General features: G+C 69.8%; 8 protein-coding genes. 4 read left to right on the forward strand and 4 right to left on the reverse strand.

Annotated features, from left to right (window positions below):
• Together VFZ20_RS21610 and purB are read left to right on the forward strand one after the other, a co-directional pair.
• Positions 1-387: hypothetical protein (locus VFZ20_RS21610; protein WP_329686024.1), on the forward strand; the 387-nt coding region annotated here is incomplete at its 5' end.
• Between the two features lie 7 nt (positions 388-394).
• Positions 395-1,831: an adenylosuccinate lyase gene (gene purB / locus VFZ20_RS21615; protein ID WP_329686025.1), complete on the forward strand. Its 1,437-nt coding sequence runs from the start codon at positions 395-397 to the stop codon at positions 1,829-1,831.
• A 118-nt stretch (positions 1,832-1,949) separates the two neighbouring features.
• Here the strand turns inward: purB and VFZ20_RS21620 are convergent, their stop codons facing one another.
• On the reverse strand, positions 1,950-2,474 hold the full coding sequence (locus VFZ20_RS21620) for an SMI1/KNR4 family protein (RefSeq protein WP_329686026.1): 525 nt from the start codon (positions 2,472-2,474) through the stop codon (positions 1,950-1,952).
• A gap of 173 nt (positions 2,475-2,647) precedes the next feature.
• On the opposite strand from VFZ20_RS21620, the gene VFZ20_RS21625 reads away from it, so the two are divergent.
• On the forward strand, positions 2,648-2,782 hold the full coding sequence (locus VFZ20_RS21625) for a hypothetical protein (RefSeq protein ID WP_329686027.1): 135 nt from the start codon (positions 2,648-2,650) through the stop codon (positions 2,780-2,782).
• Positions 2,783-3,370: 588 nt separating this feature from the next.
• Positions 3,371-4,909, forward strand: a complete 1,539-nt coding sequence (locus VFZ20_RS21630) for a carboxypeptidase M32 (RefSeq protein WP_329686028.1) — start codon at positions 3,371-3,373, stop codon at positions 4,907-4,909.
• An 80-nt stretch (positions 4,910-4,989) separates the two neighbouring features.
• Here the strand turns inward: VFZ20_RS21630 and VFZ20_RS21635 are convergent, their stop codons facing one another.
• The 3 genes from VFZ20_RS21635 to VFZ20_RS21645 form a co-directional block, all read right to left on the reverse strand.
• Positions 4,990-5,190, reverse strand: coding sequence for a hypothetical protein (locus VFZ20_RS21635; protein WP_329686029.1), 201 nt, complete (start codon positions 5,188-5,190; stop codon positions 4,990-4,992).
• 556 nt (positions 5,191-5,746) lie between these two features.
• Positions 5,747-6,403, reverse strand: coding sequence for a hypothetical protein (locus VFZ20_RS21640; protein WP_329686030.1), 657 nt, complete (start codon positions 6,401-6,403; stop codon positions 5,747-5,749).
• Positions 6,396-6,693 (reverse strand): hypothetical protein (locus VFZ20_RS21645; protein WP_329686031.1); only part of this gene is annotated, 298 nt, incomplete at its 5' end. The genes VFZ20_RS21640 and VFZ20_RS21645, both read right to left, overlap by 8 nt.

Here is a 6,693-nt window from a genome sequence, read left to right on the forward strand (position 1 = left end):
GGCGACAACATGGAGCATCTTGATCTAAGCGTTTTCGCAGAACGTAATCGATTGATCGCGCTCATCGACCACGATCCGGGAAGCGACCCGGTGCGCAAGCGCTTTATCACTAAATGCGAGCATCTCGGAATCCCCATCCACCGACTGAAGCGCTATTCGATTGAAAGCTACTTTTCACTCCGCGCGCTCCGTGAGTTTTACAAAGGGCAGATCCCAAAGGATATCCAGGAGCTGCCGCACGACCGGCCGGCGGAAGACGTACTCAAGGTCGGACTAAAACGAAACAGTCGTCGCATCGGTGAACTGATGCGCCTTGATGAACTAGCTGGCACCGACCTATTGCAGTTCATCGAAAAGGTTGAAAAACTCTCCACCACCACGTTGTAAGGGACCGATGTCCATCGACCGCTATTCCAATCCGCTGAACGAGCGCTACGCCTCGGCGGAGATGTCGTACATCTTTTCGCCCAAGTTCAAGTTCAGCACCTGGCGCAAGCTGTGGCTGGCGCTGGCCGAGGCCGAGAAGGAGCTGGGGCTGCCCATCCCGGACGAGGCCATCACGGCCATCCGCGCCCACCTGGACGACTTTGACCTCACGCGCGCGGCGGAGCTGGAAAAGCAGCTGCGGCACGACGTCATGGCGCACGTCCATCACCTGGGCGAGCAGGCGCCCGAGGCCCGCGCCATCATCCACCTGGGCGCCACCAGCGCGTACGTGGGCGACAACACGGACCTCATCCAGCACCGCGAGGCGCTCCGTCTCATCGCGCGGCGCATCGTGGCGGCCGTCGCGAACCTGGCGGAGTTCGCGCGCACGCACCGCGACCTGCCCACCCTCGGCTTCACGCACTTTCAGCCCGCGCAGCCCACGACGGTGGGCAAGCGCGCCACGCTGTGGATCCAGGACCTGCTGCTGGACCTGGAAGAGGTGGAGTTCCGCATCCAGACGCTGCGCTTTCACGGCTCGCGAGGGACCACGGGCACGCAGGCCAGCTTCATGGACCTGTTCGAGGGCGACGGCGAGAAGGTTGAAAAGCTCACACGCCTGATCGCGGAAAAGATGGGCTTCGAGCAGGTGTACGGCGTGGGCGGGCAGACGTATCCCCGCAAGGTGGACTACGCCTGCCTGAGCACGCTGGCCGGCGTGGCGCAGTCCGCCAGCAAGTTCGCGAACGACGTCCGCCTGCTCTCGCACCTCAAGGAGGTGGAGGAGCCGTTCGAGGAGCAGCAGATCGGCTCGTCGGCCATGCCGTACAAGCGCAACCCCATGCGCAGCGAGCGGATCGGCGCCCTGGCGCGGCACGCCATCGCCCTCGTGATCGACCCCGCGTTCACGGCGGCCAGCCAGTGGTTCGAGCGCACGCTGGACGACAGCGCCAACAAGCGCATCGCCGTGCCCGAGGCGTACCTGTCGGTGGATGCCGTGCTGCTGCTGCTGCACAACGTGGCGTCGGGGATGGTGGTGTACCCGGAGATGATCCGGCGGCGGCTGATGGAGGAGCTGCCGTTCATGGCCACCGAGAACCTGATGATGCGCGCCGCCAAGCGCGGCGGCGACCGGCAGGACCTGCACGAGCGGGTGCGCGTACACAGCATCGAGGCGGGGCGGCAGGTCAAGCAGCACGGCCTGCCCAACGACCTGATGGACCGCATCGCGGCGGATGCGGCGTTCGGCGTGACGCGCGCGGAGCTGGAGGAGGACCTGCGCCCGGAGCTGTACGTGGGCCGCGCGCCCGCGCAGGTGGACGAGTTCCTGGAGGAGTGGGTGGCCCCCGTGCTGGCCCGCTACCCCGACGCCACCGGCGAGGCCGCGCCGGAGCTGCGCGTGTAGCGGCGGATCGGCCTCCGTCATGATGAGAAGCCCCGTACCGCGCCGCGGGACGGGGCTTCTTCCCGTCCGGCCACCGCGATCCGCCCCGCCGGGGGTGATCCGCCGGCGGACGCGCGGGTCAGGGCTGGCCGCCCGCCTCGCGGTGGAGCGGATGGCCGCGGGAGGCGGCGAGCGCCATGAAGAACTGCGTGTCCTGTACGAACGCCTCGATCCAGTCCCAGACGGAACCGAACACCTTCGCGACAGTCTCGTCGTCGTAGTTGAAGACGTAGACGACGCTGTCCGCGCCGCCGCCCGTCAGCACGTAGTTGGGATGCTCCCCGTACCGGGCGCTGATGAAAAAGGCGTTGGGCGGGATGGGCGGCAGGTCGCCGCCCTCGGCCCGGACTTCGTCCAGGTACGCCTGGATCTCCCCGGGAATCCGGTCGATCTGGTCGAGGTAGATCCAGAACTCCCCGTCGTCCACGAGCGCCCCGGCGCCATGCCCGATGAGCGCCAGGATCTGCCGATAGCTGTCCGGCAGCACGCCGTACCGCCGCTCCAGCGCCTCGATCTCCCCTGCCCCGCAGCCGGCGAGGTCCGCCTCGGCCGCGATGCCGCTCCGGATGAGCGTGGCCTTGAGCTCGTGTATGTCCCTGATCATCCAGGCACGCTTCCGGGTGGCGGGAGAGTACGCGCGGAGGGTACGCCGGCGCGGCGGGCTGTCCTCAGCCCGATGCGGACCAGGGATGATGTGCACCACAAGGCGTGGCGGCAACCGCCGGCGAGGCGCGCGCGCCGGAGCTGCGGGTTAGGCAGTACGGCGCCAACGACCCGATGACCGCTGAGCCCCGAGCTGTACGTGGGCCGCGCGCCCGCGCAGGTGGACGAGTTCCTGAGGAGTGGGTGCCCCCCGTGCCGGCGCACTATCCCGACGCCACCGGCGAGGCCGCGCCCGAGCTGCGCGTGTAGGCTCCTCGCGGGCGGAGGCCCCCACCCGCTCGCCGACTCGCGACCTCCCCCGCCGCGCGGGGAGGTCGTTTGTTTGTGAGGTAGTTGCCGCCGTGGCGGAGTTCCATACAGATCCATCGCGAGCCCAGGCCGAGCGACTAAAGTCGCCGCAACGACCGCGGAAAGCCTCGCAAACTGCGCGAGGCTTCAACTACGTAAACTGCGCTCCGCTGCACACGCGCTGGCCTTTGCTGGGGCAGTCCGCGCAGGCGGACTTCGCGATTTTCCAGCGGCGAATTCATTCGCTCCGGCTGGGTGCTCGAATTCCGGATATCGGACTCGCCCGATCCGCATCGCTCGAATCTGCTGATCGCCGATCCGATGGCCGAACATCCGCCCGACCCCCATCCCGCTCGATCGTTATCCGGCCGATCCTCACCCGCCGACTCCGCCAATCCGCATCACCCGATTCGCCTCATCCCCGCGCGTCCCTGCACCTCGCGCACGGAACCTGCCGACGCGCGGTGGACTTCGCGCCGGGCGGGCGGCAGATTCATCCGCCGACGCGCACCACACGTCCATCCCTGACCGACCGAGCCAGAGCCAACCATGCCGGATACCGCATCCACCGAACCCATGACGCCGTACCGCGAGCTGCTGGGCGAGCTGCGCGAGATCGCCGTGCTGGGCTCCATCAGCGCCACCCTGGGCTGGGACCAGGAGGTGATGATGCCGCCCGCCGCCGCCGGCCTGCGCGGCGAGCAGGCCGCCGCGCTCAGCACGCTCGTGCACGAGCGCCGCACGTCGCCGCGCCTTGCCGACCTGATCGCCCGCTGCGAGGCGGACACGGAGGTCATGACCGACCCCGACGCCGCGGCCAACCTGCGCAACATCCGCCACGACTACGACCGCGCCACCCGGCTGCCCACGGAGCTGGTCCGCGAGACGGCCGAGACCACCACGCTGGCCATGCACGCCTGGCGCGAGAACCGCGAGCGCAGCGACTTCGCGGGCTTCGCGCCCTGGCTGACCAAGCTCGTGGACCTCAACCGCCGCACGGCGGAGGCCCTGGGCGTCCCGGAGGGTGGGGAGCTGTACGACGCCCTGCTGGATAGCTACGAGCCCGGGATGCGCGCGGCGGAGCTGGACCGCGTGTTCGGCGAGCTGCGCGCCGGGCTGGTGCCGCTCATCCGCGAGCTGCGGGAGAACGGCACGGCGCCGTCCACGGAGTGGATGAACATCCCGCTGGACATCGCGAAGCAGGTGGCGTTCAACCGCGGCGTGGTGGAGCGGATGGGCTTCGACTTCAGCGCGGGGCGGCTGGACGAGAGCACGCACCCGTTCTGCGAGGGCGCCGGCCCCGGCGACACGCGGCTCACCACGCGCTACGACGCCGGGCAGATGCTGAGCGCCCTGCACGGCACCATGCACGAGACGGGGCACGGCCTGTACGAGCAGGGGCTGCCCAAGGCGGAGCGCTTTGGCCAGCCGCTGGCCGAGGCGGCCAGCATGGGCGTGCACGAGAGCCAGTCGCGCATGTGGGAGAACTTCGTGGGGCGCGGACGGCCGTTCTGGGTGTGGGCCCTGCCCGAGCTGCAGCGCCAGACGGGCGACGCGGCCATCGGCGCGCTGGACGTGGACACGGTGTTCCGCGGGCTGAACACGGTGGAGCCCAACCTCATCCGCATCGAGAGCGACGAGGCCACGTACAACCTGCACATCATGCTGCGCTACGACCTGGAGCGCGCCATGCTCAAGGGCGACCTGTCCGTGGCGGACCTGCCGGGCGCGTGGAACGAGCGCATGCGCAACGACCTGGGCCTGGAGGTGCCGGACGACAGGCGCGGCGTGCTGCAGGACATCCACTGGTCCATGGGCGCCATCGGCTACTTTCCCACGTATACGCTGGGCAACCTGTACGCGGCGCAGCTGTGGGACGCCCTCACGGCGGCGCTTCCGGAGCTGGACTCGCAGCTTTCGCGCGGCGAGCTGGGCGGGCTGCTGGGATGGCTGCGGGCCAACGTGCACACGCACGGCCGGCGCTACACGGCCCCCGAGCTGTGCGAGCGCGCCACGGGCCGGCCGCTGAGCCACGAGCCGCTGCTGCGCTATCTGGAGGGCAAGCTGCGCCCGGTCTACGGCCTGTAGGCGGTCTTGGTGGATGAACGACGACGCGCCCCGCCGGCGATGTGCCGGCGGGGCGCGTCTGTCCTGGCGATATCCGACGCTCAGCAGTACGGCTCGATGCAGTACTGGTAGCCGTTGGTCATCCCGCAGCTCTGGAAGCACGTGCCGCGCGAGAAGTTGCAGCCGTCGGCGATGGTGGTGGCGTCGTGGGCGCGCACGGTACCGGAGTTCTCGGCCTGGCCCTTCGCGGTGTTGAACGACTCCACCGCCAAATCGTCGAGCTTGAGCTGGATCTTGCGCATTCTTTTTCTCCAGGTAGGGATGAGTGCACCGGCGAACGCGGCAACTTCATCTTTCAAGCCACAACTCGCAACAATCATCCCTGGCGTCCAGGGCACTGCCTCCAGGGAAGCCCGATGCCTGCCCGGACCGATCCGCCGCCCGGCAGCCACCCAGCCCCGGCGATTGAAATCGCGGCACCGAACACGTGATGTCGGCCTTCGCCGACGGCTCGTGCCGCGCGCCGTGGCGTGTGCACCCCGGCGAGGTCCGCGCCGGCCGGATCGAGCCCACGCCCTCACGTCGGCCCCGCGACGAGCGATTGAAATCGCCGCTGGAAATTCGCGAAGTCCGCCTGCGCGGACTGCCCCAGCGCGGGCCGCCGGACGTGCACCGGGGCGACCTTCGCGCGACCGACGTCGCGCGACATTCCTCGCCCGGCCCGGATGCCACCCCAACGCCGGGTCCGTCCCGTGTTGGCGGTTGAAGGCCTGTTCGCAGAGCGCGTCGGCGCGAGACAGGGCTTTCCGCTGTCCCAGCGGCGGGTTTACCCGCTCCGGCTGGGAGACGGATTCTCCCCTACACCACCGCCGGGTTGGGAATCCCCGCGTTCGCGATGGCCGGCACGGCGATCTGCGCCGGAGCCTGCGACTCCGCGGGCTCGGGGAGGCAGATGGGCTCACCGTGCTCGCCGAAGCGGATGGTGCCGGGCAGCCGCACGGGCACCTGGATGTCCACCACGGGATACGTCTCCACGCTCAGCTCGGCGGAGAGCGTAAGGTCGGCGGCGTCCATCCGCATGAACCGCCCGTCCTGGATGGTCACCACGCCGCCGCGCAGGGCGGCCACCACCTGCACCTTGAACTCCAGCTGCGCCAGGCGGCCCAGCCCCGTGGCCTGCAGGCCGTCGGCCACGACCTCCACGGCCGGCTCGCACGCCCACTCCACGTTGTGCGCGGCCAGCTCCACCGTGTTCACCTCGTTGGGCGGATACTTCTCCGCGTCGCAGAACGCCTGGCAGGCAGGGTGATGGCGCCACGCCGACGCCAGCACGCGGTACAGCCGGGGCGACAGGCGCTCGCGCACGCGCTCCACCACCTGCTCCACGGCGGACGCGCGCAGCTTGCCCGCGGGCAGCGGCCACCGCTCCGCCAGCTTGCGCACCCGCGCGCGCAGCGGCTCGGCGACGTTCTCGTCAAAGCCCAGCAGGTCGGCCAGCGAGACGTTGTCATCCATCACCCGAAACCTCCTTGTTCACGAAGAGCGGGCCCGCGGTGGAGACACGCGCGGCCGCCCGTCCAGGGTTCATCCGAAAACGTAGCCCGCCGGCGGCGAACGGCGCGCCCTCCACGGCCACGCTGGCCGGCGCGTCCATCCGCAGCCGCGCGCGCACGGCCGTCACGGGCAGGGCGCGGGGGCGGCGCAGGGCCCGCACACCCGCGACCATCGCGAGCAGCAGGACGACGGCGAAGGCGATCCACGCCGGCCTGCGCGTGTACCAGGGCGCCGCCACCACCGGCTGCCCG

This window comes from Longimicrobium sp., from assembly GCF_036280135.1.
Classification (GTDB): domain Bacteria; phylum Gemmatimonadota; class Gemmatimonadetes; order Longimicrobiales; family Longimicrobiaceae; genus Longimicrobium.